Raw genomic sequence first — 23,960 nt, 5'->3', positions numbered from 1 at the left:
AGATGGCAAAGCAACCAGGATTAGATTTTCAAAGTGCCCGTGGTGGTGGGGGTGAACTTAAGAAGCGTTTACTATTTGTGCTTTTAGCACTGATTGTTTTTCGTTTAGGTTCTTATATTCCAGTTCCTGGCATTGATACTAAAGCGTTATCGGACATACTTTCACAAGCATCATCTAATGGTATTGTGGATATGTTCAATATGTTCTCTGGTGGTGCTTTAAGCCGTGCTTCAATTTTTGCATTAGGGATAATGCCTTATATTTCTGCATCGATTATTGTGCAGTTATTAACGGCCATTAACCCTAAATTGGCAGAATTGAAGAAAGAAGGTGAATCAGGTCGTAAGAAAATTAGCCAGTACACTCGTTATGGCACATTGGCTTTAGCTATTGTACAAGCAGTTGGTATTGCGACTGGTTTACCAAATATTCCTGGTTATGAGCGTGTTGTGACTAATCCAGGATTTTCTTTCTATTTTATTGCATCGGTTAGTTTAGTTACTGGCACTATGTTTCTTATGTGGCTTGGTGAGCAGATCACGGAACGTGGAGTAGGTAATGGTATTTCAATCATTATTTTCTCTGGAATTGTGGCGGGTCTTCCTCATGCAATATATGAAACAATTGAACAAGCTCGTTCTGGTGAATTGAATCCGATTCTATTATTAGTTGTCGCAGCTTTAGTGATAGGTGTGACTTATTTTGTTGTTTTTGTTGAGCGTGGTCAACGTCGAATCGTAGTTAACTATGCCCAACGTCAACAAGGGCGTCGCGTTTATGCAGCGCAAACATCACATTTACCATTAAAAATTAATATGGCTGGCGTTATTCCAGCGATATTTGCCTCAACAATTATTATGTTACCATCTATGATGGCATCTTGGTTTCAAGGAAATGGTGAAGGCTGGAGATATGTATTTGTACTTATTGGTCAATATTTCTCTCATGACCAACCGTTATACATAATCTTTTTTGCGGCAGCGATAATCTTCTTTTGTTTCTTCTATACAGCGTTGGTTTTCAACCCTAGAGAGACAGCAGATCAGCTTAAAAAATCTGGTGCATTTATTCCAGGTATCCGCCCAGGTGAGCAAACATCTAAATATATTGACAAAGTAATGACACGTTTAACATTAATAGGCGCAATCTACATTACTTTTGTATGTTTGGTACCAATGTTTATGACAAGTGCAATGAAGGTTCCAGTTCAATTTGGTGGAACATCTTTATTAATTGTGGTTGTTGTAATCATGGATTTTATGGCACAAGTACAGACTTTAATGATGCCAAATCGTTATGAGTCAGTGTTAAAGAAAGCGAACCTTAAAGGCTACGGCCGATAAGCTAGCCAGAAGTTACGGAGAAAAAAATGAAAGTTCGTGCTTCAGTCAAGAAATTATGCAGAAATTGTAAAATCATTAAACGCAATGGCATCGTTCGTGTTATTTGTGTTGAAGGTAAACATAAGCAACGTCAAGGTTAATTTATTTAGCCTAAAAGTTGAACTTTTGCATATTTTACTTGCCAAAGTATAGTAAAGCTGGCTAGAATAGCCAGCCTAAATTTTATTTGCAGACTTACTGTTTGAGTATCCTGAAAACGGGCTTTTCAGTATGGTGAGTTTGTTAAACATTAACAATAAAGGAGTGCATAGTGGCCCGTATAGCAGGCATTAACATTCCTGATCAGCAACATGCTGTAATTGCGTTACAAGCAATTTATGGTATCGGTAATACTCGCGCTAAGACAATTTGTGCTGAAGCAGGTATTCCTGAACATGTTAAGATCAGAGAACTATCTGAAGATCAGATTGAGAAGTTACGTGAACAAGTCGCTAAATTTACTGTTGAAGGTGATTTACGTCGTGAAGTAACTATGAGTATCAAGCGTTTATTAGACCTTGGTTGTTATCGTGGCATCCGTCATCGTCGTGGACTTCCAGTTCGTGGTCAACGCACTAAGACTAACGCTCGTACCCGCAAGGGACCGCGTAAGCCAATCAAGAAATAATTGAGGTGATAATAAATGGCAAAGACACCTGTTCGTACACGTAAACGTGTAAAAAAACAAGTTTCTGATGGTGTAGCTCATATTCATGCATCATTTAACAATACAATCGTAACTATTACCGATCGTCAAGGTAATGCGTTGGGTTGGGCAACCGCTGGTGGTTCTGGTTTCCGTGGCTCTCGTAAGTCCACACCGTTTGCTGCTCAAGTAGCTGCTGAACGTTGTGCAGAAGCCGTAAAAGATTACGGAATTAAGAATCTGGAAGTTATGGTAAAAGGACCTGGTCCTGGTCGTGAGTCAACAATTCGTGCATTAAATGCAGCGGGTTATCGCATCACTAATATTACTGATGTTACTCCGATTCCTCATAACGGTTGTCGTCCACCAAAGAAACGTCGTGTTTAATGTTTATTAAACATTGAATGTTTAGGATTATTGGAGAAATAAAATGGCAAGATATTTGGGACCAAAGCTCAAATTAAGTCGTCGTGAAGGTACTGATTTATTCCTTAAATCTGGTGTTCGAGCGGTTGACAGTAAATGTAAGTTAGAACAAGCTCCTGGACAACATGGTGCGCGTAAACCGCGTTTATCAGATTATGGTGTTCAGTTACGCGAAAAACAAAAAGTTAGACGTATTTATGGAATTTTAGAACGTCAATTCCGTAATTACTACAAAAATGCAGCACGTATTAAAGGTAATACAGGTGAAAACCTATTAGGTCTTTTAGAACGTCGCTTAGATAACGTTGTTTATCGTATGGGATTTGGTGCAACTCGCGCTGAAGCTCGTCAATTAGTTAGTCATAAAGCTGTTCTTGTTAATGGTCATGTTGTGAACATTGCATCTTATCAAGTTTCGCCTGAAGATGTGATCAGCGTTCGCGAAAAATCAAAAAAACAAGCACGTATTAAAGCTGCTTTAGAGTTAGCTGAGCAACGTGAAAAACCTACATGGTTAGAAGTTGATGCTAGCAAAATGGAAGGTGTATTTAAACGCTTACCAGAACGTTCAGATTTATCTGCTGACATCAACGAACATTTGATCGTCGAACTTTACTCTAAGTAAAGTTTAGCACTTAAGAGAGGACATAATGCAGGGTTCTGTAACAGAGTTTTTAAAACCTCACCTAGTTGATGTTGTTCAATACACTCAAACTCATGCGAAAGTGACTTTAGAGCCACTTGAGCGTGGTTTTGGTCATACTTTAGGTAATGCACTACGCCGCATTTTATTATCATCAATGCCTGGATATGCAGTAACCGAAGTTGAAATTGACGGTGTTCTGCATGAGTACAGTACTAAAGAAGGCGTTCAAGAAGATGTACTTGATATTTTGCTTAATTTGAAAAAATTAGCAGTACGTGTACATACCAAAGATGATGTTATGCTGACTTTAAACAAATCAGGCATTGGTGCGGTAACTGCATCTGATATCACTCATGATGGTGATGTTGAAATTGTTAATCCTGATTTAGTGATTTGTCATCTTACTGATGCAAATGCTTCAATTAGTATGCGTATTCGTGTACAACGAGGACGTGGTTATGTCCCTGCTTCTGCTCGCGTTAAGTCAGAAGATGAAGAGCGACCAATTGGTCGTTTATTAGTTGATGCATGTTATAGTCCTGTCGAGCGTATCGCTTATTCTGTCGATGCAGCTCGTGTGGAACAACGCACCGATTTAGATAAACTGGTTATTGATATGGAAACTAATGGTACTATCGATCCAGAAGAAGCTATTCGTCGTGCGTCAACTATTTTGGCTGAACAACTTGAAGCTTTCGTTGATTTACGTGATGTACGTCAACCTGAAGTTAAAGAAGATAAACCGGAATTTGATCCGATTCTTCTACGTCCAGTAGATGATCTCGAATTAACTGTTCGGTCTGCTAATTGCTTAAAAGCAGAAGCAGTTCATTATATTGGTGATTTAGTACAACGTACAGAAGTTGAGCTACTTAAAACCCCTAATCTTGGTAAGAAATCACTTACTGAAATTAAGGATGTGCTCGCATCTCGTGGTTTGTCTTTAGGCATGCGTCTTGAGAACTGGCCACCAGCAAGTATTGTTGAAGACTAAAATAAAATTTATATAAGAAGGATAAAGTTATGCGCCATCGTAAAAGTGGTCGTCAACTGAACCGAAATAGCAGCCATCGTCAAGCAATGTTTCGTAACATGACTAGTTCACTTGTTGAACATGAAATCATCAAAACTACATTGCCTAAAGCAAAAGAGTTGCGTCGTGTTGTTGAACCGTTAATTACGCTAGCCAAAAGCGATAGCGTAGCTAATCGCCGTTTGGCTTTTGCTCGTATCCGTGATAAAGATACAGTGAAAAAATTATTTTCAGATCTAGGTCCACGTTTTGCTACCCGTCCAGGTGGTTATGTACGTATTTTGAAATGTGGTTTCCGTGACGGAGATAATGCTCCAATGGCTTATATTGAATTAGTTGATCGCCCTGCAGTAGAAGCAGAAGCAACAGCTGAATAAGATTTTAAATCATTGTATACAAAAGCCGGCTATACGCCGGTTTTTTATTGATGATATCTATCACAGATCCTTTAACTTTGGTTTCCTTATCCTTAAGTTCATCGTATCTAAATCTACTATATTTCTATTCTTTTAATTGATTAAAAATTAAGCTTATGTTGTTTTTAATAAACATATGGCATGAAAATCTATTGAGAGGGATTAGTTTAATTGAAATTTCAATGTTAATTTATTTTTAAGTAGATTTAGATATCGATGTTTTTATAACTCTTCTGGATATTTCTAATGTTAATTTAAGAGCATCTAATAAATAAGTATTAATAGTTTTTTAAAAATAGGCTACATTATTATTTCATCATTGAGATATCTGACTATAAACATAATTAATAGTGTGGTGGTGGGGTTTCCTCAGATAAATTAGCAATATTCGATGTTTGAGTGGCTTGTAGTTTTTGTGATAATAACATTAATTGCTCTTTTAGTTTACTAACATCGGCTTGAAGGTTAGTTACTGCTTGGTTTAATTCTTCAATGGTGATTTCTTGAAACGCAACTTTGGTTTCTAATAATTCAATTTGTTGTCTCATATTATTTTCACAATTAGACTTTTTAAATATTGACCTCTATTGTAAGTAAAAATAACAATTAAATCCATCCACGTTCAGCAAATGAGACATATTCACCTTTACCAATTACAATATGATCAATAATACGGATATCGATTAATTCACAAACTTGATCCAACTTGCGCGTTAAATTCCGATCTGCTTGGCTTGGTTCTGCTAAACCAGAAGGGTGATTGTGGGCTAAAATTAAAGAGGCAGCATTATATTGTAATGCTTTTCTGGCTACTTCTCTGGGATGAACTTCTACACAGTTATAAGTACCAATAAACATTTCTTCAGATGTAATGACGTGATTTTGATTGTCCAGAAAAATAACCATGAAGATTTCACGATCTTTGTTAGCTAAGCGACTAGCTAAATAATGGTGAGTTAACGAAGGTGAAGTGAGATAATTTTCATTTGTCATTTTTACTTTCAAATATCGGTGCGATAATTCAACGACAGCTTTGAGCTGAGTATATTTAACGGTACCTAATCCATGTTTTTTACAAAACTGCTCATGAGTAGCGTTCATTAAATGATAAAATGAGCCAAATTCATTTAATAAATTTTGAGCTAGTTCTAAAACAGGTAATTTTCGTGTACCTGTCCGTAAAAATAGCGCAAGCAGTTCTGCATCACTTAGCATTTCAACACCAAATTGTAAAAGTTTTTCTCTCGGCATCAGTTTTGAACATAGAGGATGCATAGTATTTGTATTCCACTCATAAAAAAACTAATTATTCTTAGAAAATTGGCTTAAAAGAATTGAAAATTGAGAAAACTGTGAACTGTTTCTCAAAAAAATGAATAATATTTCACATGATGACAAAAAAAGCGCTATCAAGCGCTTTTTTGTAAATTAATATGATGACTTAATGGCAACCGCAGCTACCATGACCGCCACCACAACAACCACTATCTTCTTCATCTTCATGATCGTGTCCGCCACAGCCACAACCACCATGCCCATGTTCGTGACCATGTTCACCATGGATATGTCCATGCGCAATTTCTTCTTCTGTTGCTTCACGAATAGCTAATACTTCAACATTAAATTTTAAATCTTGTCCTGCTAACATGTGATTTCCGTCAATTGTCACAGTATCCCCATCAATTGCGGTAATTTCAACAGGTAAAGCGCCATGGTCGGTATCTGCAAAAAAGCGCATGCCAACTTCAAGTTCATCAACCCCGACAAATACATCACGTGGCACATTTTGCACCAGTGCATCATTAAAATCACCGTAAGCATTGATAAGTTCAACATCAAATTTATCACCAACTTGATGGCCTTCTAGTGCATTTTCAAGCTCTTGTAATAAATTACCAGCGCCTTGTAAATATTCTAGAGGTGCAACAGTTGTTGCTTCGTCAACCAAAACCCCGTCTTTAGTGCGAACTTGGTATGCCAAACTGACTACTGTATTTTTTGCTATTTTCATTTTTTCTCCAACAAACTTGTATTGAGCAAACATCTTAAGATTTTAACGGAAAATGAAGGATAAGTATTCATAATTTTTATTTTTGACTAAAACTGACCAATGAAATGATAAAAGATCATGAAATGAATAATGATTAACATCGTGTTAGTGTTAACACGATAAAAACAGTCGATAAAGAATTCTTACAAGAAAAGTGTGGAACTTACGATATATCTGAATAGATTCAAAAATCAAAGGATGAAATCAAATGAATGTATGGACTTCCCTTTTTAATCCTAAAAAATTAGAAAATAGACGAATAAAAAAGGCATCAATATTGATGCCTTTTTTTTATTTTTAAATGATACCTATTATTTAAGTTCTAACTCGTTCATTGCAGCAATGCTAAATCCACCGTCAACATGCACAACTTCACCCGTAATACCCGATGCTAAGTTTGAACATAAAAATGCCGCAGAATTACCCACGTCTTCAATTGTAACTGTACGACGAATTGGCGTAACCGATTCACAATGTGATAGCATTTTTTTGAAATCTTTAATGCCTGATGCAGCAAGAGTACGAATTGGACCAGCAGAGATAGCATTCACACGAATTCCTTCTGGCCCCATAGCATTTGCCATATAACGCACGTTTGCTTCTAGAGACGCTTTAGCAAGACCCATTACATTATAGTTAGGGATCGCTCTTTCAGCACCAAGATAAGAAAGGGTCACTAACGCTGAATTTGGATTCAACATCGAACGACATGCTTTAGCCATTGCAACAAAGCTATAAGAACTAATGTCGTGAGCGATAGCAAAACCTTCACGAGTGACGGCATTAACATAGTCACCGTCTAATTGATCGCCAGGCGCAAAAGCAATAGCATGGACAAAACCGTCAAATTTATCCCATGTTTTTGCCAGTTCTGTAAATAGATTAGTAATACTATCATCGTGAGCAACATCACAAGGCAACACGATTTTAGAACCAAAGTCAGCCGCAAATTCTTCAACGCGTGCTTTTAATTTATCACTTTGATAAGTGAATGCTAATTCTGCACCCTCACGATGCATTGCTTGTGCAATACCATAAGCAATAGAACGATTACTTGCAACACCGGTAACGAGTATGCGTTTACCTGTTAAAAATCCCATAAAGTTTTCCTCTATTATTTTACTATACAGTCTAGGATGGTGAAGATTATATGTTGATAAAGTCAACTTCGCTACTATAAATTTACTTTTAATGATTTTGTTTTGGTTGCTGAGTTACCAACAAAACGTTGTTTATCTCATCAATAATTGACTATAATAGTCAACTATTAATTTAGTTAACTCGTGATAAAATTTTGAAAAACCTAATTTGTTATAAAACATTACCTGTTTGGAATGCTAAATCATTACCTCAATCATTTTGTGAAAAACATAATACGCAAGTTGACACTTGGGCTAAGCTCAATATCCTAGTGGGCAGTATCGATTTTGAGATATTAACTGAACAAGGGGAAATCATATCGCAACATCATTATGATGTTTCTCACCAGCCTCCCTTTATTTTGCCTCAGCAATGGCATCGTATCGCTCAGGTATCTGAAAATTTACAATGCCAACTATCATTTTACTGTTTACCAGAAGACTATACTTTTAAAAAGTATCAAATGACCAAAACACATTCTGAAGTGCTAGCGGCAAGCAAAATTATCCCGTTAGGAAAGGTATTGGATTTAGGCTGTGGTTCGGGACGCAATTCGCTCTATTTACAGCTACTTGGTTTTGATGTGAATGCAGTTGATAAATCCGAATTAAGTATTGGTAATTTAAATCAAATCATCAAAGATGAAAACCTAAAGCACATTAATGCAAAGGTATATGATATCAATCAAGCAAATTTAGAAGGTGAGTATGATTTTGTTCTTTCAACGGTTGTCATGATGTTTTTACAACCTGAAAAAATCCCTGAAATTATTGATAATATGCAAAAATTGACTAAATCGGGTGGTTATAATCTTATTGTAAGCGCTATGTCTACTTCTGATTATCCTTGTTCTGTGGGATTTTCATTTACGTTTAAAGAAAATGAATTGCGGGAATATTATCAGGATTGGGAAATACAGAAATATAACGAAAATGTTGGAGAATTACATAAAACCGATAGTCAGGGTAATCGAATTAAATTGAGATTTGCGACTTTGCTGGCTAAAAAAAGGTAATCATTACAGGATGACTCATCCTGTAATTTTTTACATTGATTAATTAGTTGGTACTTAGTTTTTCGCCAACAACAAACCAAGCTTTGCGAGAGTTTAATAAATCTTGAGCTGACATCGGTTTTTTTCCGGCAGGTTGTAACAGTGTCATATTTAATGCACCATCGCTTGTTGCAATGCATATCCCTTTTTTGTCTGCTTGTAAAATAGTACCGACTGGTTGATTGTGGTGAGTGGATACCACTTCTGCTTGCCATACTTTCACTGGTTCACCATTAACTTCAAAATAACTAACAGGCCAAGGATTAAAGGCGCGAACACAACGTTCAAGTTGCTGTGCCGATAAATTCCAATCAAGTTTAGCTTCTTGTTTAGATAATTTTTCAGCGTAAGTGACCTGTAATGGATCCTGTTTTTCAGGTTGGATTTTCCCTTCAGCAATGAGTGTTAAAGTATCAAGTAGTCCTTTTGGACCTAATTGCGCCAGTTTGTTATATAACGTTGCACTTGTATCAGAAGGTTCAATTGGACAGGTGAGTTTATATAACATATCACCCGTATCAAGCCCAGCATCCATTTGCATAATTGTGATACCGGTTAAAGTATCTCCAGCCCAACAAGCGCGTTGAATAGGAGCTGCGCCACGCCATCTTGGTAGTAATGAACCATGTACATTTAAACAACCTAGTTTAGGCATATCAAGCACAGCTTGCGGTAAAATAAGACCATATGCCACCACAATCATAATGTCGGCATTTAGCTCCGCAATGATTTTTTGATTTTCTTCCGTTTTGAGTGTTGCCGGTTGATAAACAGGAAGATGATTTTCAATTGCTAATTGTTTAACCGGACTTGCGGTTAACTTATTACCACGTCCGGCAGGGCGATCGGGCTGAGTAAAAACCGCAATGACATTATGTTTAGCATCAATTAATGCTTTTAAATGGGTTGCTGCAAAGTCAGGAGTACCAGCAAAAATAATATTTAATGGCTTGGCTGTTTGTGGCATATGTCTATAATCCATCATCAAAAAACTCGGATAATTATAACTTAATTTTCATTAAGAATCTTTAATCAAAAAGAATCGATATGTTGGTTTTATCAAACTGATGATGAATTAATAATTAAAAAGGAAAAAATATAGGTACTAATGCAATATTCACCGCCATAACGAGAAACGTTAAAGGTACACCGACTTTTACAAAGTCACTAAAGCTGTAACCACCTGGCGCAACGACCATGGTTTTTACCGGCGAAGAGACCGGCGTGATAAAAGAAGCGGAGGTCGCAATAGCCACAGTCATTGCAAACGGATAAGGTGAATAACCAAATTTTATTGCCAGATCAATTGCAATAGGGGCAATGAGTATTGCTGTAGCCGTATTAGAAATAAAGAGACCAACAGTTGAACATAATAAGAAAATGAAGGTTAGCACCATATACGGACTGAAAGAACGTAAATGAATTTCTAACCATGCCGATATGAGCGAAATGCCGCCGGTTTTATTCAGTGCTAAAGCAAACGGCATCATACCGATGATCAAAATGAGTGTTGGCCAGTGTATCGATTTATAAGCACTATTCATGTCGATGCAGCGTGTTGCTCCCATTAAAAGACAAGCTATTAGGGCAGCCACGACATTAGGAACAAGCCCCGTTACCATCAATATAATCATAATAGCTAAATTAATTAATGCTGCAAATGCTTGAGAACTTGCAGGTGCAACATCATCAATATCCGACGGATAATCTAAAACAACAAAATCATTGGTACGAGTTTGTAATTTTTGAATCGATCCCCAATCCCCACATACCAGTAAAGTATCACTCATTTCTAAACGTTCTTGGAATAAGTTATTGGTATCAACAGGGGCATGATTACGCCAAATTCCAATTACGGTTAAAAAGTATTTTTCTCTAAAATCGATTTCATTGAGTGTTTTGCCACAAAGTGACGATTCAGGTAATAGCGCCACTTCTGCCATGCCAACTTCTTTCACTTGTTCCGAAAAATATTCACCCCGTAAAACTTTAGGTTCAAGATTATTGGTCGATAAAAATGTTCGATAATCGGCTTCGGAGTGGGACATATCTAATAATAAAATATCGTTTTCCCGAAATTCTGTTGCCCCGTTAACGGGGATTAACACTTTTTGAAATTTGCGCCAACGTTCAATACCAATAACATTGACACCGTGTTCACTTCGTAAATGTAGACCATCAATCGTACGACCAACAAAAGGCGAGCCTGGTAATATTTGTGCACGATGTGCCCGACCAATTAATTTATAGTCTCTGATTAAATCTGTGATTTTTCTTCTTTGTGGCTGGGTATTTGTCGGAGAAACTTGTTGAGCTGTTAACAACCAATTGCGCGTTAATATACAATAAATGACGCCAACAACAAGCACGCCTAACCCAATAGGGGTGATAGAGAAAAAACCGAATTCGGTTAAATTTGCTCGATTTAACTCACTATTAACCACCAGATTAGGTGCGGTTGCAACCAATGTCATCATGCCACTAATTAAAGCGGCAATACACAGTGGCATCATTAATTTTTTAACATGAATACCCGTATGATTGGCAATACTGATGGCAACAGGAATAAAGATAGCGACAACGCCTGTGGAACTCATTATTGAACCCAGTAACGCCACACCGAGCATAATACAGGTAATAATTCGAACATCATTTTTTCCGGATACCTTAAGAATATATTCGCTCATTTTGAACGAAATGCCAGTACGGACTAAACTTTCACCAATGATAAACAATAATGCAATTAAAATGATATTAGGATCGCTAAACCCCGAAAACGCTTCAGCAGGCGTTAAAATACCCGTGACTGAAATAGCTGTAATGGTTAGCAATGCAATAATATCCATTCTTAATTTGCTGAATGAAAACATTAAAATTGCAATCAATAGTAATAAACAAACAGTAATAAGCGGATAATATTCGATAAAGTAATGAGGCAAAAATGCAGTTAAAGAGGTTAATAAATTTTGCCCAGATGACAAATTTTCCACAAAAAGTCACTCTATGAGAACGATTGGATTTTAACCATAATACCTTGATTTATTGTAATAGGGAATATTTTCCAAAAAAGTTTATTCTCAAAAAATTAACGAACATTACATTTTTAACATTTTTTGCTTTTTTTTTCATAACCTATTCGCTTTATTAAAACTTAGGTGTAATTTAGTTAACTTAGATTATTTAATCTGTTAATTGTGTCTAGGAGACAGTATGTCATTAAAAAAATCAGTTGCACAAATTATTATCGAAGTCTTAGAGGAAGCTGGTGTTAAACACTGTTATGGTATTGTGGGTGATACACTCAATTATATTACCAGTGCCATTAAAAAAAGTGACATTGAGTGGGTGCATGTTCGACACGAAGAAGTTGGAGCTTTTGCAGCAGGAGCCGAGGCTTATCTGACTAATCAGCTAACTGCATGTGCAGGTTCTTGTGGGCCGGGAAGCTTACATTTTATCAATGGTATTTATGAAGCTCAGCGCAATAAAGCACCTGTTATTCTCTTAGCCAGTCAACTGGTTACCTCACAACAGGGAACAGATTTTCCGCAAGAAGTTGATTTTGAGTCTGTTTATAAAAATTGTTCTGTCTTTTGTCGTCAAATTAACGATCCTACTCAAGCAAGACAGATTACGACTGCTGCCGTTCAAGCCGCAATAAATCAACGTGGCGTTGCTGTTCTGGTTATCCCTTATAATATTAGTTTAGAAAAAGTGGAAGATAAAAGTGGGCATAAAATTTATCATCCTAATCCGATCATTCGCCCATCAGATACAGAGCTTACCCAAATTGCAGAAATCTTAAATAAAAATCAAAAAGTGGCTATTTTTGCCGGACAAGGTGCAAATGGCGCTCATGATGAATTAATTGCACTTGCTGAAAAATTGAAATCGCCCATTGTGCATACATCAAGAGGTAAGGATTTTGTCGAATACAATAACCCTTACAATGTCGGTATGACGGGCATGTTTGGCGTTGAATCAGGATTAACCGCCATTAAAGAGTGTGATGTGCTGCTAATGTTGGGTGCTGATTTTGCATGGTCTCAATTTTACCCAAATGATGCCACCATTATTCAAGTTGATATCGATGCAACTCACCTTGGTCGACGTCATCCAGTGAGTGTGGGTGTTGTCGGCAGTAGTCAACCTACTTTGGCGGCTTTAATCCCTTTAGTTGAAGAAAAACAAGATGCTGCATTTTTAGAAAAATGCCGCCAATTATATATGAAAGCAATGGATAAATTGAACAAAAAAGCCATGCCTTCAAAATCAACGATTCATCCGCAATATTTAACGGAATTAGTTGATAAATATGCTAATGATGATGCTGTTCTATGTGCTGATGTGGGTTCAGCAATGGTTTGGGCTTGTCGACACTTTAATACTAATGGAAAAAGACGCACGGTCATCAGTTTAAAACATGGAACCATGGCTAATGCTATGCCACAAGCTTTAGGCGTACAAAAAGCATTTCCTAACCGACAAGTGATAACGCTATCGGGTGATGGTGGCATTAGTATGCTATTAGGGGATTTACTGACGACTATTCAAGAACAGTTACCGATAAAAATTATTGTATTAAATAACAGCTCTCTCAACTTTGTCGAATTAGAGCAAAAAGTAGAAGGAATTGTGGATCATTACACCGATTTACACAATCCAGACTTTGCTAAAGTGGCTAATGCAATGGGACTGTTTTCGATCAGAGTAGAAGATTCAGATTTACTTGAAGCAGCGATGCAATCATTTTTAGCACATTCTGGACCTGCCTTATTAGATGTCAAAACAAGTGCTAATGAGCTGGTTATGCCACCGGAAATTCAAGCGTCTCAAGTGATGGGAATGGCGCTATATAGCGTCAAGGCATCATTGAGTGGCAAAATGGGGGATGTTGTAAATTTATTAGTGGATAATTTTATTAAAAAATAATGTTAAATTATCTCGATTATTCTGCCGATACATCGGCAGAATAGTTGATGATACATTACCAACTGATTAACAATAATTGCAGAAAGTGATTGTTTAGCTGTTACAAATTTTCTGTATGATACATTCGGTATCATTGACTACATCGGCTAAAGGTTGTTCGATATTAACGGTATAAACATCGTTTTCATCTTGTGATGGTTCTTCTAAGGTATCAAATTGGGATTGTAACATTCCCATTTTTTGATAATGACCTTGACGTTCAGCTAAACGGTTTGCAATGACCTCAAACCCACCTTTTAAATAAATAAAATGAATATTTTTATTTTCGCCTCGAATAATATCTCGGTATTGTTTTTTTAACGCTGAGCAGATAATAATTGAAATAGGATTAACATTGCTCATGGCAAATACTGCATCACTAATTAAACGAAGCCACGGCATTCTATCTTCATCATCTAGAGGCATACCACTGCGCATTTTTAAAATATTGGCTTTAGGATGTAAAAAATCACCATCTAAAAAAGCGGCATCAAGATCATAAGCTACATGTTTGGCAACAGCTGATTTACCACTTCCTGATACCCCCATTAATACAAACACCTGTTGAGTTTTTTGTGACACAAAGACCTCTTACCTTTCCGTTTTTTATCAATAATATTCTGAGTATTTTAATGATATTTTCAATATCGAGAACGCGCTTTTGTGATGAAGATCATGAACTATATTATGCCCAATCATAAATTTATCACAATCAATTTCAAATTTTACTTAAAAAATAGATTTCGATCACAAAAATAATAATTGTCATTTGCTTTTAATTTCGAAAGAAAATAATCTTTCATTATAACTTTTGATTTCGAAAGTTTTATTAAAAAAATGAAGAAAGGCAATAAGGGTGATCAAAGATGAACAAATGTCAGCTCTTTATCGAAGATGATCTTCGATTTAACAATGAACAAGAAGCGCTTACTTATATTAGTGAACAACTACAACAAAAAGGGATTGTCAAAAAAAGTCATTTAGAAGCATTGATAGAAAGGGAAAAAACATTTCCAACGGGTATTGCGCTTGATGGTTATGCGGTTGCCATTCCTCATTGTGAAGCAGAGCATGCTATATCGCCGGCTATCTTTATTGTTCGAACACTATCACCTGTTGCGTTTAATCGAGCAGATGAAGACAGTATTGTAGAGGTTTCATTAATCATTTCACTGGTCGTGACTTCACCGGAAGATCAACTCACGCTTTTAAAAGCATTATTTTCAAATTTACAAGATAAAGAGTTCTATCACTTCTTATTAAACGCACAGCAAGATCAGATAGCTGAGCGATTTAATAACGTGATATTTAATTAGAAAGTTGTTTAGGAGGCATTATGAAAAAAAAGATTATTGTTGCGTGTGGTGGTGCAGTTGCAACATCAACTTTGGCTGCAGAAGAGATAAAAGAACTCTGCAAAGAAAATAATATTAAGTTAGATCTTGTTCAGTGTCGTATTAATGAAATTAATACTTTTATTGATGATGTCGATTTGATCTGTACTACAGCCAGAATGGATCAAACTTTTGGTGATATCCCGATTGTACACGGTATGCCTTTTGTTTCGGGGGTAGGGATTGATCAGCTAAAAGATAAAATATTGTCGATTCTAAAAGGATAAGTATATGTTTACCGAAATTATGCAGTACATTTTGGATCTTGGCCCTTCAGTCATGTTGCCGATTGTGATTATTCTCTTTTCATTAGTGTTAAGAATGAAAGTGGGTGATGCCTTAAAAGCTGGTATTCATATAGGCATCGGTTTTGTTGGAATCGGTTTGGTTGTTGGTTTGCTCACAAGTTCAGTTGGACCAGCAGCAAAAGCCATGGCAGAAAGATTTGATATCAGTTTGAATGTTATTGATGTTGGTTGGCCCGGCGCTGCGCCGATGACATGGGCATCACAAATTGCTTTAGTTGCAATTCCTATTGCTATAGCCGTCAATATTGTGATGTTGGTTTCTAAACTCACTCGAGTTGTTAATGTTGATATTTGGAATATTTGGCATATGACCTTTACTGGTGCACTGGTTTATATCGCATCTGGATCCTACTGGTTAGGTATCGCAGGTGTAATTGTCCATGCCATTATTGCTTATAAGCTAGGGGATTGGTTTGCCAAAGATACTAAAGAGTTTTTTGAACTTGAAGGCATTGCTGTTCCGCATGGCACATCTGCTTATTGTGGACCAATTGCGGTATTTGTTGATGCGGTGATTGAGAAAATACCTGTTATTAATAAGATTAACTTTAACGCCGTTGACATGCAAAAAAGATTTGGCGCGTTTGGCGAACCGGTCACTGTTGGATTATTTATGGGGATCTTGTTAGGAATATTAGCCGGATATGGCGTTAAAGAGACATTACAACTTGCTATTCAAACAGCCGCAGTAATGTTATTGATGCCACGCGTAATTAAACCGATTATGGATGGCTTAACACCAATATCTAAACAGGCACGTAAACATTTACAATCTAAATTTGGTGGACAAGATTTTCTTATCGGTTTAGATCCTGCTCTACTATTAGGACATTCAACCGTTGTTTCGGCAAGTTTAATTTTTATTCCTTTAAGTATTTTTATCGCCATTATATTACCGGGTAATGAGGTCTTACCCTTTGGGGATTTAGCAACGATTGGCTTCTTCATTGCGATGGGGGTAGCGATTCACCAAGGTAATCTATTTAGAATTATTCTTTCTGTTTCCATCATCATTGCTATCACACTATGGATTGCTACACAAATGATTCCACTTACGACCCAATTAGCCCTCAATGCAGGTACGATCAATTCCGATACCGGTATTTCAGTCGGTGCTATGGATCAAGGTGGATCGCCTATTACTTATATCATGGTTCAACTAGTCAATTTGAAACAACCTATTGGATTTATCGCTATTGGAATTTTCTATCTTTTCTGCCTATTTTTAACATGGAAACGAGCTCGAAAATATCAAGTTGCAACTGGGCAAAATTAAATAAATAGAGGCGATAAACACAAAGCAATAAGTTATTGAAATGAAGTTGATTTCTATGCTTTCACTGAAATGTCAGTGAAAGCATGCATTAACAAAATTGATTATTTAAAAAGGAACATAAAATGAAAGTGATTCTAGTCAATGAAGGAGGTACGTTATCTATAAAGGATATTCCAGTACCCAAAATAATCTCACCGGATCAGATTTTAGTTAAAGTCGCTTATTCGGGATTGTGTGGCTCGGATATACCTCGAATATTTCATCATGGCGCACATTTTTACCCTATTACACTGGGGCATGAATTTAGTGGTGTTGTGACAGAATTAGGTAGCGGTGTGACCGAATTTGAAATAGGTGATTTAATCTCATGTGCCCCTTTATTGCCATGTTTTGCTTGTGATGAGTGTAAAAAACATTATTACTCACTTTGTAAGCACTATACCTTTGTTGGCTCAAGAATAACGGGGGGATTTGCTGAGTATATTTTATTAAATAAAAAAAATGCCTTTAAATTGCCAAAAGGCGTTACACCACTTCAAGGGGCTTTTTTCGAACCAATGACAGTGGGAATGCATGCCATTTTATTAGCTGGTGGTTGCCAAGATAAAAACGTGGTCATTGTAGGCGGCGGTACAATTGGATTGCTTGCTATGCAATGCGCAAAAGCAATGGGTGCCAACACGGTAACTGTTCTTGATATTAATGACGATCGCCTTCTGCTAGCTAAACGCTTAGGCGCAGATCAGGTCTATAACTCAAAAGACCTTACAGCAGATGAAATTTATCAAGCATTATCAATCAATCGGTTTGATCAGTTGGTATTAGAAACGGCTGGATCACCGATTACCGTTAAACTTGCCATTGAGATTGCTGGCCCACGAGCTCAAATTGGTTTGGTTGGCACTTTACATAATGATCTGACGCTTTCAGAAAAAATATTTAGTTTAATTCTACGAAAAGAACTACAAATTTTAGGTAGTTGGATGAATTATTCTGCGCCATGGCCAGGCAAAGAGTGGCAACTGGTAAGCCAATTTTTTGTAGAAGGTAAAATAAAACTGGATGAACTGGTTGCCGGTATAGGTGATTTTGATTCGTTTATTGAGCAAGTTACCAGTTTAAATGGGCGAGCCATGAATGGAAAAATATTGCTCAACTGCAATTAACTATTGATTAACGTCAATCATTGAAAATGAAAACTTATCTTTTGATTTTGTTTGTTATACACTGCTGAAAAGATTTCGAAAAAGGAAATATTATGAACGCAAGTGAAAGACGCCAACAAATTATAGATATTCTTAATATGAAAGGTACGGTATTGGTCAGTGATCTGTCAGAACAGTATGGTGTTTCTGAAGTGACCATTAGAACAGACCTTAGATTATTAGAAAAACAAGGCGTGCTAAACAGATTTCATGGTGGTGCAACCAAAATTATTGACAATGATGACATCAAATCATTTAAAGAATTGCAGTTAGAAGAACGTTATCAGCGATTTATTGAAGCTAAAAAACGCATTGCAATTGAAGCAGTTAAACATGTTAAAGAAGGCGATATTATTATTTTAGATAGTGGTAGCACCACGATGTTGATAGCTGAAGAACTGGTTAAATTAAAGCATATCACTGTCATTACCAATAGTCTTACTTCTGCTTTTATTCTCTCCGACAATAGTGACATTATGTTATTTATATGTGGTGGAACACTCAGACACAAGACGCGCTCTTTTCATGGAAAAATTGCTGAGCAATCGTTAGACGGCATCTCTGCTGATATTTTATTTGTCGGCGCAGATGGAATCGATGCAAAACGAGGAATAACAACGTTTAATGAAGGTTACACCATTAGTAATATTATGGCAAATGCCGCTAAAAAAGTCGTCGCAGTTTTAGATTCATCTAAATTTGGACGCAATGGAATCAACATCGTGTTACCGCTCAATAAATTAGACACTATCATTACGGATTCGGGTATTGATAATAGGTGTCGACAAGAATTTGAGCAGCAAGGCGTCAATTTAATAGCGGTTTAAGATATTGTTCTGGTCATGGTGTACTTTTTTAAGACAATTGAGTGGATCGAAAAATACTATTTTCATCAATATGGTTTGAATCGTTTTTTTAACCAGTTGAAAATAGGTGTTAGTTTAAAGATTACGGTTGCTCAATGGTTATTTCTCACAAAGCATTAACATGTAGGTGAGAATATGATATTAACGATTACAATGAATCCTTCAGTGGATATCGCATACCCTTTAAATAAATTAATTATTGATGATATTAATCGAGTATCGAATGTAAAAAAGACAGCTGGTGGTAAAGGGCTTAACGTGACCCGAGGTATAAAATTCTCTGGTATACCTGTTTTAGCCTCTGGCATTATTGGAGGAACAACTGGTGAATACATTAAAAAGCAGTTAGACAAAGATAACATTGCTTATTGCTTTTATACAACTAAACAGGAGTCAAGAAACTGCATCGCTATTTTGCATGAAGGCAATCAAACCGAAATTTTAGAGTCAGGCCCAGAGCTGGATAATAATGATGTTGAACAATTTCTGAACCATTATGAAACCATGCTTGAGCAAGCCAAAATCATCACAATATCGGGGTCATTGCCTCAAGGTTTTCCCATCGATTTTTATGTCAAATTGATTGAACAATCTGAAAAACGTCAAATTCCGGTGTTGTTAGATTCATCAGGCAAAATGCTCTATGCAACACTGATTTCAAAACACAAACCTTATTTAATCAAGCCAAATAAAGAAGAATTACAACAAATCATTGAGATGAAGATTGATGCGGATGATACCCATTCATTAATCCAGGCACTCAACCATCCGTTATTAAGTGACATTCCGATTATTGTTATCTCATTAGGGAAAAATGGAGCGTTTGCGCGTTGCCATCATCAATATTATCAAGCCTCAATTCCCCAAATTAAGGTCATTAATCCGGTGGGATCAGGAGATATTACTTTAGCTGGGCTGGCAGTCAGCTTGCATGAAAATGAATCGATTGAAATGATGTTAGCTCGAGCTATGACGATGGGAATGCTCAATGCCATGGAATCACAGACAGGGTTTGTGAATATGCGTCATTACGACCACTATTATCAACAAGTGAAAATTACAAAAATTATCTAAAAATATAAGGTTAATTAGGAGTGACTTATGTATCTTATTTCTAGTCAAGAGATGTTAAAAAAAGCCCAACGTGAAAAATATGCCGTACCTGCGTTTAATATACACAATCTGGAAACCATTCAAGTTGTGGTTGATACAGCTAAAAAAATGGAATCACCGGTTATACTCGCAGCAACACCGTCAACTTATCAATATGCAGGCACACCCTACTTAATTAATATTTGCAAAACTGCAGCACAAATGCTGCGCTTTCCATTTGCGTTACATTTGGATCACCACGAAAACATCAGTGATATTAAAGAAAAAATTGAAGCGGGTATTCGCTCGATTATGATTGATGCGTCACATCATCCCTATGAAGAAAATATTGAAATTGTGAAAAAAATGGTTGAATTTAGTCATCAATATAATGCAAGTGTTGAAGCCGAATTAGGCAGGCTTGGTGGGCAAGAAGATGATTTAATTGTTGAAGATAAAGAGAGTGCATTTACAGATCCGGATGCCGCCAAAGCGTATGTCGAGCGCACAGGTATCGATTCGCTAGCTGTTGCCATTGGTTCAGCTCATGGGCTCTATAAAGGTGAACCTAAACTTGATTTTGAACGATTAGCCAAAATACGCGATAAAGTTGATATTCCACTGGTATTACATGGCGCATCGGGTATTCCTGAAGTGATGGTAAAAAAATCGATTTCCTTAGGCATTTGTAAAGTGAATGTGGCAACGGAATTAAAAATTGCTTTTTCAGATGCGTTAAAGCTAGATTTTAATCATCACCCTGATGCTAACGATCCAAGACATTATATGCAACCAGCTAAATTAGCTATGGCGAAAATTGTGGAAGAAAAAATTCGCATTTGTGGAAGTGCAGGAAAATTATAATAGAAAAGTATGGGTAATTAACTTGAAATGAGCGTTAATTTATTACACTGGCAGTCACTTACTGTCAGTTAATAATGGGGGTATGTATTGTCACTAAAAAGTGATTTTATAGTTATAATGGTGAACTCATTTTATTTTTACGAAATGAGTGAGTCACGGCTAACATCAAAATACCTCGTTAGGTTTTAGGATTTGATAGAGTGTGCTTAAGTGACTTTTTAAGCACACGATCGACAAAATTAATGCTATTGGATGAGATGATTCAGCACTTGTTTAAACGTTGAAAATGAACAAAATCCATTAGCATTAATAGGACAATTTTCCATTTCTAATACGACTTTATGCGGTGGGTTTTGACGGTTTAATTGTACTAAGTCACGGATCTGGTCGGTGGATTGATAAAAATATTCAATTTTCATCAGTGCTTCGCCATTGTGATTATTACGCCATTTTTGAAAGACAATTTTCCCACCAATAGGGGTGGTTTCAAACTGCTCTGGTAACGTGTAATGCTTAATTTTAATTGTTGAAAGTAGGGAGGCTACATTGGAATCATGTCCCACTAACAGCGTAAATTTAGGATGTACTTCATTTTCTGAAAAAGCGTGATTAATATAATTAACTAATTTTGCTGACACTTGTTTTGCCACAACGGGCGATCCAAATAAAACGCTATTGTAGTGCTCTTTGATCGCAACTAACTGTTCGAATTGTTGTTTATCCTTTATCTGCCCCCAAGCAATATCATGTAAAGGCGATCCTTCATAATATTGTAATATAAAAGCATCAGCAATGGATGTTCCCGTGCGAAGTGCGCCTGTTATACCAGGTTCCTTGCCTTTTTCAATAATAAGCTCGGTGGGTAAATGTGCAAAATCACACTGTTTATGTGTAATACAATTGGTTGAATTAGGGTAATTTAGGATAGTCGACATGTCTTGATACGCTTTACCCAGTTTTTCATTCAGCCCTTCAATGCCTTTGGTATCGGCAGTTTGGTTAATTGAATTGATTGCGGCCTGTTTAAAGGCTGAACTATTATCATCAATGACAGGGAAAAATAGCGGATCCATGCTGCCAAGTTTTTCTTTATGGATAATCGGCACAAGACAACCCGGAAAAGCACCAACTGCAAAAAACTGTCCGGTGGCAATTGTGCGTTGCAAACTATTGGTATAAATATAAACATCTTGGTCGTTTGGACAACGATCTCGATTTAATAATTTGTTATCGACTAACCATTCACTGAAATAGTGACCAAAATAGCTTTCTAATGCTCCACCACGAGTCGTTAAATAACTCGCTGGGGTATCCCATTGCGGCCATTGATTGGGCGTGACTTTACCCAACGTACTATTAGGGCTAGCTAATGGTGCTCGCAAACCATGGCGACTAAAAACAACAACTTGTTCTAATGTAAAATCGTTCACTGTTTCGATAGCTGGTACATTGAAAGATAAAACAGTTGTTAATGCTATGATTCCCTTTAATATTATCTTTTTCATCTGATCTCCTAATTTGCTTAAATCAAAACTCAACTGCTATTAATGATGAGTTATTATTCAGGCATTTTCCATATTTATTAAACTTGTTTGGGGTGAGTGATATATTGTTCGTTGAATTGATTAGATTGATAAACGATATTGCCTTTAACTAAAGTTGCAATCAATTGATTTTGTTCGTTAAGAACAACCAAATTAGCGATTTTATCTGGCGCAATGCTACCCAATGTGTTGTCTATGCCTAATGCTTTGGCTGGGTAATAACTACCATGTAGCCAAGCCTTATCAAAAGAAGTATTAGTAAAGTTTGCCAAATTATTAACTGCACAATCAAGAGTTAATGTGCTACCTGCCAAGTTTCCATCATCGGTGCGAACAACATTATCTTTCATATGCACTCGCAACTGACCTAAATAATAGTCACCATTAGGCATACCCGTTGCACGCATAGCATCGGTGATTAAAAGTAAATTTTCTCCACAACACTTATGGGCAATTGCAACTGCGGCAGGGTGTACATGGTGACCATCAACAATGATTTCGGTTTGGCAATGATCTATGCTGAGAGCTGCACCAACAACACCTGGGTTACGATGATGTAATCCTGACATGCCATTATAGCAATGCACTACACCACTTGCGCCTGCTAAAAGTGCGGCTTTTGTTGTTTGATAATCTGCATTAGTATGCCCAATCATGACCCGAATATTTTGATGACGTAACCATTTGATAATGGCTAAAGCATTGGGATACTCGGGCGCTAAAGCGATACACTTTAATGTTCCTTCGGCTAAGGTTAGCCATTTTTCAATTGTAGCGCGATCGGGGGCTTGCAGTAATGCTTCTGGGTGGGCACCTTTATGAATAGCATTAAAAAAAGGGCCTTCCAGATAAGAACCTAACAAGGTTGCGCCTGTTACGCCTTGCTGAATGCTGTTTTTAACTTGTCGTAATGCGGCTTCGATTTTGTCATGGCTTTCTGTCACCGTCGTTGCTAAAAAAGCACCTACCCCATGTTGGGCTAAAAAATTGCTCATGGTATTGAGTGATTCATGGGTCGCATCCATGGTATCGGCGCCCATGACACCATGAATATGCGTATCAATCAGTGCTGGTAATAGTTTGATTTGATTAGGACACTGTTTATCACTCGGTGTGATATCCGTGATGATTCCGTTTTGAATGGTGACAATGACATTATCAAGCCAGCCAACCGGTGTTAACACTTGTTTGGCGTGGATTTGCTTAAATTCCATCAGAACACTCCTCATTTTTAGGTGATTTTTTTTGGTGCTCGTGCCATAAGCTCGTTATCGCTCTTTGCCCATTTTCAATGGTTTCTTGACGAATTGTTGCTAAGTCCAGATCCTCTCGCTGTAATAATATTTCAAGTAATAATGGCAGATTAGTCCCACTTATCACTTCAATATTATTATATTGATAACTCAACATGGCGGCTAGTCGAAAAGGCGAACCACCAACAATATCTGTCAAACATATCACACCTTGACCACGATCACACTGTTTTAATGCCGTATTTAACTGTTCTGCTAATTGTTCGCTACTCATGCCATCAGGAAAATTAACGGCATTAAATTGTGTTTGTTCACCAATGATTTGTGTTGCTGCTTCAAAAAGTCCGGTAGCAAAGCTACCATGACCTGTTAATATTACGCCTAACATAAATTT

General features: G+C 36.9%; 26 protein-coding genes. 16 read left to right on the top strand and 10 right to left on the bottom strand.

Annotated elements, in window-relative coordinates; genetic code table 11:
* The first annotated feature begins 2 nt into the window (after positions 1–2).
* From secY to rplQ, 7 genes are all read left to right on the top strand, one after another.
* Positions 3–1,343: a preprotein translocase subunit SecY gene (secY, locus tag ACGH47_RS04715; RefSeq protein WP_065558589.1), complete on the top strand. Its 1,341-nt coding sequence runs from the start codon at positions 3–5 to the stop codon at positions 1,341–1,343.
* A 26-nt stretch (positions 1,344–1,369) separates the two neighbouring features.
* The gene (gene rpmJ / locus ACGH47_RS04710; RefSeq protein ID WP_025314403.1) at positions 1,370–1,483 is read left to right on the top strand and encodes a 50S ribosomal protein L36; all 114 of its coding nucleotides are present in this window, start codon (positions 1,370–1,372) and stop codon (positions 1,481–1,483) included.
* 170 nt (positions 1,484–1,653) lie between these two features.
* Positions 1,654–2,010: a 30S ribosomal protein S13 gene (gene rpsM, locus ACGH47_RS04705; protein WP_065558590.1), complete on the top strand. Its 357-nt coding sequence runs from the start codon at positions 1,654–1,656 to the stop codon at positions 2,008–2,010.
* 15 nt (positions 2,011–2,025) lie between these two features.
* Entirely contained in the window at positions 2,026–2,415 is a 390-nt protein-coding gene (rpsK, locus tag ACGH47_RS04700; RefSeq protein ID WP_034948028.1) for a 30S ribosomal protein S11, read from the top strand.
* A gap of 43 nt (positions 2,416–2,458) precedes the next feature.
* Positions 2,459–3,079, top strand: a complete 621-nt coding sequence (gene rpsD / locus ACGH47_RS04695; protein WP_065558591.1) for a 30S ribosomal protein S4 — start codon at positions 2,459–2,461, stop codon at positions 3,077–3,079.
* Between the two features lie 25 nt (positions 3,080–3,104).
* On the top strand, positions 3,105–4,094 hold the full coding sequence (locus ACGH47_RS04690; protein WP_065558592.1) for a DNA-directed RNA polymerase subunit alpha: 990 nt from the start codon (positions 3,105–3,107) through the stop codon (positions 4,092–4,094).
* Between the two features lie 29 nt (positions 4,095–4,123).
* Positions 4,124–4,510, top strand: coding sequence for a 50S ribosomal protein L17 (gene rplQ / locus ACGH47_RS04685; RefSeq protein ID WP_065558593.1), 387 nt, complete (start codon positions 4,124–4,126; stop codon positions 4,508–4,510).
* Between the two features lie 383 nt (positions 4,511–4,893).
* On the opposite strand, the gene ACGH47_RS04680 is transcribed toward rplQ, so the two are convergent.
* From ACGH47_RS04680 to fabI, 4 genes are all read right to left on the bottom strand, one after another.
* Entirely contained in the window at positions 4,894–5,097 is a 204-nt protein-coding gene (locus ACGH47_RS04680) for a SlyX family protein (protein ID WP_267350314.1), read from the bottom strand.
* Between the two features lie 58 nt (positions 5,098–5,155).
* Positions 5,156–5,824, bottom strand: coding sequence for a RadC family protein (radC, locus tag ACGH47_RS04675; protein ID WP_411622860.1), 669 nt, complete (start codon positions 5,822–5,824; stop codon positions 5,156–5,158).
* A gap of 166 nt (positions 5,825–5,990) precedes the next feature.
* Positions 5,991–6,560 (bottom strand): peptidylprolyl isomerase, encoded by a 570-nt coding sequence (gene slyD, locus ACGH47_RS04670; protein ID WP_411589609.1) that lies wholly within the window; start codon positions 6,558–6,560, stop codon positions 5,991–5,993.
* Between the two features lie 350 nt (positions 6,561–6,910).
* Positions 6,911–7,699, bottom strand: coding sequence for an enoyl-ACP reductase FabI (gene fabI, locus ACGH47_RS04665; RefSeq protein ID WP_065558597.1), 789 nt, complete (start codon positions 7,697–7,699; stop codon positions 6,911–6,913).
* Positions 7,700–7,893: 194 nt separating this feature from the next.
* On the opposite strand from fabI, the gene tehB reads away from it, so the two are divergent.
* Positions 7,894–8,754 carry an SAM-dependent methyltransferase TehB gene (tehB, locus tag ACGH47_RS04660; protein WP_411622859.1) on the top strand — a complete coding sequence of 287 codons (861 nt, stop codon included), beginning with the start codon at positions 7,894–7,896 and terminating at the stop codon, positions 8,752–8,754.
* Positions 8,755–8,797: 43 nt separating this feature from the next.
* Here the strand turns inward: tehB and fmt are convergent, their stop codons facing one another.
* Positions 8,798–9,760: a methionyl-tRNA formyltransferase gene (fmt, locus tag ACGH47_RS04655; protein ID WP_411622858.1), complete on the bottom strand. Its 963-nt coding sequence runs from the start codon at positions 9,758–9,760 to the stop codon at positions 8,798–8,800.
* A 115-nt stretch (positions 9,761–9,875) separates the two neighbouring features.
* Positions 9,876–11,717, bottom strand: coding sequence for an SLC13 family permease (locus tag ACGH47_RS04650; RefSeq protein ID WP_363317349.1), 1,842 nt, complete (start codon positions 11,715–11,717; stop codon positions 9,876–9,878).
* Between the two features lie 286 nt (positions 11,718–12,003).
* Between ACGH47_RS04650 and ACGH47_RS04645 the strand changes: the two genes are divergently transcribed.
* Positions 12,004–13,725, top strand: a complete 1,722-nt coding sequence (locus tag ACGH47_RS04645) for a thiamine pyrophosphate-dependent enzyme (RefSeq protein WP_294826184.1) — start codon at positions 12,004–12,006, stop codon at positions 13,723–13,725.
* 93 nt (positions 13,726–13,818) lie between these two features.
* Here ACGH47_RS04645 and ACGH47_RS04640 read toward each other — a convergent pair whose 3' ends face one another.
* Positions 13,819–14,313, bottom strand: coding sequence for a gluconokinase, GntK/IdnK-type (locus tag ACGH47_RS04640; protein ID WP_363317348.1), 495 nt, complete (start codon positions 14,311–14,313; stop codon positions 13,819–13,821).
* 317 nt (positions 14,314–14,630) lie between these two features.
* Between ACGH47_RS04640 and gatA the strand changes: the two genes are divergently transcribed.
* The 7 genes from gatA (at position 14,631) to ACGH47_RS04605 (ending at position 20,769) form a co-directional block, all read left to right on the top strand.
* Positions 14,631–15,080: a PTS galactitol transporter subunit IIA gene (gatA, locus tag ACGH47_RS04635; protein WP_267358887.1), complete on the top strand. Its 450-nt coding sequence runs from the start codon at positions 14,631–14,633 to the stop codon at positions 15,078–15,080.
* A 20-nt stretch (positions 15,081–15,100) separates the two neighbouring features.
* On the top strand, positions 15,101–15,385 hold the full coding sequence (gene gatB, locus ACGH47_RS04630) for a PTS galactitol transporter subunit IIB (RefSeq protein ID WP_220216354.1): 285 nt from the start codon (positions 15,101–15,103) through the stop codon (positions 15,383–15,385).
* A gap of 4 nt (positions 15,386–15,389) precedes the next feature.
* Entirely contained in the window at positions 15,390–16,742 is a 1,353-nt protein-coding gene (locus tag ACGH47_RS04625; RefSeq protein WP_411622857.1) for a PTS galactitol transporter subunit IIC, read from the top strand.
* Positions 16,743–16,864: 122 nt separating this feature from the next.
* Positions 16,865–17,908: an alcohol dehydrogenase catalytic domain-containing protein gene (locus tag ACGH47_RS04620; protein ID WP_411596738.1), complete on the top strand. Its 1,044-nt coding sequence runs from the start codon at positions 16,865–16,867 to the stop codon at positions 17,906–17,908.
* 92 nt (positions 17,909–18,000) lie between these two features.
* Positions 18,001–18,774, top strand: coding sequence for a DeoR/GlpR family DNA-binding transcription regulator (locus ACGH47_RS04615; protein ID WP_411622856.1), 774 nt, complete (start codon positions 18,001–18,003; stop codon positions 18,772–18,774).
* A gap of 174 nt (positions 18,775–18,948) precedes the next feature.
* On the top strand, positions 18,949–19,887 hold the full coding sequence (locus tag ACGH47_RS04610; protein ID WP_411622855.1) for a hexose kinase: 939 nt from the start codon (positions 18,949–18,951) through the stop codon (positions 19,885–19,887).
* Positions 19,888–19,914: 27 nt separating this feature from the next.
* Entirely contained in the window at positions 19,915–20,769 is an 855-nt protein-coding gene (locus ACGH47_RS04605) for a tagatose bisphosphate family class II aldolase (protein ID WP_220216359.1), read from the top strand.
* Positions 20,770–21,014: 245 nt separating this feature from the next.
* On the opposite strand, the gene agp is transcribed toward ACGH47_RS04605, so the two are convergent.
* From agp to agaF, 3 genes are all read right to left on the bottom strand, one after another.
* A complete protein-coding gene (agp, locus tag ACGH47_RS04600) occupies positions 21,015–22,274 on the bottom strand; it encodes a bifunctional glucose-1-phosphatase/inositol phosphatase (RefSeq protein ID WP_411622854.1) in 1,260 nt (419 codons plus the stop codon).
* A gap of 77 nt (positions 22,275–22,351) precedes the next feature.
* Positions 22,352–23,527, bottom strand: a complete 1,176-nt coding sequence (nagA, locus tag ACGH47_RS04595) for an N-acetylglucosamine-6-phosphate deacetylase (RefSeq protein ID WP_411622853.1) — start codon at positions 23,525–23,527, stop codon at positions 22,352–22,354.
* Complete coding sequence (gene agaF / locus ACGH47_RS04590; protein WP_220216362.1) at positions 23,517–23,954, bottom strand: PTS galactosamine/N-acetylgalactosamine transporter subunit IIA; 438 nt, start codon at positions 23,952–23,954, stop codon at positions 23,517–23,519. Before agaF ends, nagA begins: the two co-directional genes overlap by 11 nt.
* Between the last annotated feature and the right edge of the window lie 6 nt (positions 23,955–23,960).

The organism is Gilliamella sp. CG16, assembly GCF_046635785.1.
GTDB lineage: Bacteria > Pseudomonadota > Gammaproteobacteria > Enterobacterales > Orbaceae > Gilliamella > Gilliamella apicola_I.
Note: the sequence above shows the minus strand (reverse complement) of the source record. Positions and strands in the feature narration are given on the sequence as shown.